Source organism: Acinetobacter stercoris (assembly GCF_900323515.1).
Lineage (GTDB): Bacteria > Pseudomonadota > Gammaproteobacteria > Pseudomonadales > Moraxellaceae > Acinetobacter > Acinetobacter stercoris.
In genome coordinates this window covers 1-3,131 of record NZ_OOGT01000291.1, presented here as the reverse complement: position 1 = coordinate 3,131, position 3,131 = coordinate 1, and the positions used below count along the sequence as shown (strand labels likewise).

General features: G+C 33.7%; 2 protein-coding genes. Both read left to right on the top strand.

Translation table 11 applies throughout. From position 1 onward, the window contains the following. Positions 1 to 83: 83 nt before the first annotated feature. Positions 84 to 899 carry an IclR family transcriptional regulator gene (locus KPC_RS18580; protein ID WP_121975816.1) on the top strand — a complete coding sequence of 272 codons (816 nt, stop codon included), beginning with the start codon at positions 84 to 86 and terminating at the stop codon, positions 897 to 899. Between the two features lie 158 nt (positions 900 to 1,057). Beyond that, positions 1,058 to 3,106 carry an FUSC family protein gene (locus KPC_RS18575; RefSeq protein ID WP_121975815.1) on the top strand — a complete coding sequence of 683 codons (2,049 nt, stop codon included), beginning with the start codon at positions 1,058 to 1,060 and terminating at the stop codon, positions 3,104 to 3,106. Positions 3,107 to 3,131 lie beyond the last annotated feature (25 nt).

The following is a 3,131-nucleotide window of genomic DNA, read 5'->3' as shown; positions in this document are numbered from 1 at the left end:
GTTTTACATACTGATTATTTTTAATTGCCCTTAAAGGTGAAAATTGAACAAATAATACTCAGAATTGGAGTAGGGAAATATTTATGAATGAAGAAATCATTGAAAAAACCGAACATGAAAACTTGTCTAATAAAAATGACGAACGCTATCTGGTTCCAGGCTTAATTCGGGGGTTAGCTATTTTAGAAGCGTTTAATCGCGAGTCAAATGAAATGACAATTACTGATATCGCTGAAGCACTAGATGTAAACAGATCAAGTGCATTTCGCTTGATTTATACACTTGAACATTGCGGTTACTTGCGAAAGGCTTCAGCCAAAACCTATGCATTAGATTCAAAAGTAATGGAATTAGGTTTTAGAAGTATCTCAAAATTGTCACTTATTGATGTTGCCCTGCCAGAAATGAAATCAATTCGCGATAAAATCAAGGTTGCTGTCCATTTATCAATCCTTGAAGGAACAGATGTTGTCTTTATTAGCAACGTACAATCTTCAGGTCCATTTACAAGTACAGTTGGGCTTGGAACAAGATGGCCTGCTCATGCAACTGTCATTGGCCAAATTATTCTGGCTAGCCTGCCTGTTGAAAAGGTAAAAGAAAAATATAGTAGTTTTACAAATTGGGAAGTGTTTTCAGAGAGAACGCCTAAAAACTTGAATGAGTTATTAAAACGTCTAGATGAAGTACGTCCCCAGAAAGCAATGATTAGCTGGGGACATTTTAATCATGATATGGCTGCCTGTGCTGCACCTATTTATAAACAATCAAACCATGAAATTGCTGCTGTAATCTCTGTTAGCTGTCCTGTAAGTACTTACACAGAAGATATTTTCAGAAAAAAAGTAGTCCCTGAAGTCATTAGTACAGGGGAAAGAATTTCAAAATTCATTTATTAAACCAGATGAATTATCACTATTAGATATTAGTGTTATTTTTTTTATTATTTTTTGACTTTCATGCCATTTAAAATCATAATACGAAAAACTGGATGATATTGATTTTCATTATCATCTAGTTGCAAGGATAACTAAATGAAATAAAGATTGAGAAATATATGTTTTTACACAAACAAATCATTGCCTTTCGTCCCGATAAATCTGATTTGATTTTTGCGATAAAAACTTATATTGCAGCCATGCTCTCGCTTTTTATTGCCTTTTATCTAAATTTATCTTATCCCATGTGGGCTATTGGTACTGTCTATATTATTGTTACGCCTTTTTCCGGGACAGTATCATCAAAAGCAGTGTTCCGTCTTGTTGGAACGCTATTGGGTGGTGCAGTAGCTGTATTGTTGCTTCCTAAATTGATCAATACACCTCTAAGCTTTACTTTTGTTTTGGCATTATGGGTAGGATTTTCACTATATATTTCATTATTAGACCGCTCACCAAGAAGCTACATATTTACAATTTGCGGTTTTACAACGGTAATGGTTGTCGCTACCTCTATTAATAGTATTGATACTGTCAGTGTATTTGACACTGCCCTAAATCGAATTTTGGAAACCTCCATTGCAGTTGTCTGTGTTGCATTAATTTTTTCTATTTTATTTCCAAAGCATATTGGGCCAGTGATCAAACTTCGAGTCGATAATACTTTAAAAGATAGCAAGGAATTATTTACCCAAATCATGCATAACCAAATCAATCAGGAGAGCAGTCAAACCCTGATCAACAAACTTACCAAAGATGTTTCCGAACTTCATGTACTTGCAGAACATTTAGGTTACGAAAAAAGTAAATTTTCAGGGATGACCAAACCTGTTCAAGAAATACTTAATCAAGTCACTATGCTCCTTGCAAATATAACAACTATCAGCGAACGTTTTAAAGAAATGGATCACTATGATTTAGCGTATCGTTCTGTTCTTTCGTCTCTTCATGATCAAGTCTTAAATTATTTAAGTCAGTTGCATAGTGACCACCAGATTAATTTACATACGATAAATCAAGCATTTAAAATCGAATATAAAAATATAGAATCCCTTTTGAGAGCTGAGCAAAGAATCATGTTCGAAGGTGTGAAAATGGATATCAGACACCTTATTCAAAACGTTTTTTATATTCGGGAAATTTGGGCTTCCATTCTAGATGGCAAAAAAAAGCTCCCCAAAAATATCATTTCTCCTCTAACTTATTACCCGATTTTACATCGTGATTCCGGTTTCGCAGTACGTAGCGGATTAGCTGCTGCATTGGCCATTATTATTTCTTGCTTTATCTGGATCTTCAGTGGATGGAAATATGGTTTTATGATGTTGCAAATCACGGGAGTTTCCGCATGTATTCTTGCAGCGATTGATAATCCAGTTCCAGCTTTAAAAATGTTTGTTAGAGGTGCTTTTTATTCAAGTATCCTGGCACTGGTATATGTTTTATTTATCTTGCCAAGTGTTAAGGAGTTTTGGCAGTTAGCATTGGTATTGGCACCACCATTAATATATCTGGTAACAATGTATGCCCACCCACCTTTAAATGGTCTGGCTATGCCAATCACCGTTAGCTTTGCCATGAGTTTAAACTTACAAAATAATTATAATATAGATATGGTTACATTGATTGATACATGTCTAGCATGTATTGCAGGTCCGATCATATCAGCATTTTCAATTTATCTTATTCGTAGCTTTACACCAGAACAAAGTGTTAAACGGATATTATCGCAACACTATAAGAGCATGTATTCTTCAATTTACATTCCATATGGAGTTCAATTCCGTATACATCTTAGAAAGATGCTGGATCGTATTGGTATATTAAACAGTAAAGCTATTCCATCAATAGAGTTACGTAAGAAAGCAAATGAAATATTAATTGAATCATGTACAACTATTGATCTAAGTCGTTTAAATGATTTACAGAAAAGGTTTCAATTGTCCCAAAAACTAAAATCAAGAATCTGGCTTTTACAATCTATTTTAGATAAGACTTTCAGGAAACTGGAAAAACAACTATCAATAGACCTAAATGATAAAAATGAACTGATTTACAGTATTCAAAAACTTGAAAAAGAAGCAATGCTTGAGGATAACATCGAAATCAAAAATCGTATTTTAATCAGTACACATAATATTCGTCACGGGATTATTGAAAATCTATAAATAAGTTTTTTGAGCATTATTAAAT